The 212-nt window shown below is 57.5% G+C and carries 1 pseudogene; it reads right to left on the bottom strand.

What is annotated here, in order from left to right:
- Positions 1 to 212 (bottom strand): annotated as a pseudogene (locus QCD69_RS22790) (hypothetical protein); the annotation flags it as partial.

Genomic DNA, 212 nt, shown 5'->3' with positions numbered 1-212 from the left:
GATTACTGCTCCGCACCAAGCCACGGCAGAAGTAAGCACCGGCCGAAAAATATCGGCAAGCTAAACGCTGACCGGCCTCTACGGTTATGCCCCGATAAAAGGTCGGCTCAACCCGAAGCGGCCTCGCGATCAGCCACTGCTGCTGATAAAAATCGGCCGTTGCCTGCTCCAGAGCCACCGTTTGGGGATCGATAGCCTGCCAGTGTGCTTTC

The sequence above is a fragment of the Erwinia sp. PsM31 genome (assembly GCF_030433775.1).
Taxonomy (GTDB): Bacteria; Pseudomonadota; Gammaproteobacteria; order Enterobacterales; family Enterobacteriaceae; genus Erwinia; species Erwinia aeris.
This window is presented reverse-complemented; position numbering and strand designations above follow the sequence as displayed.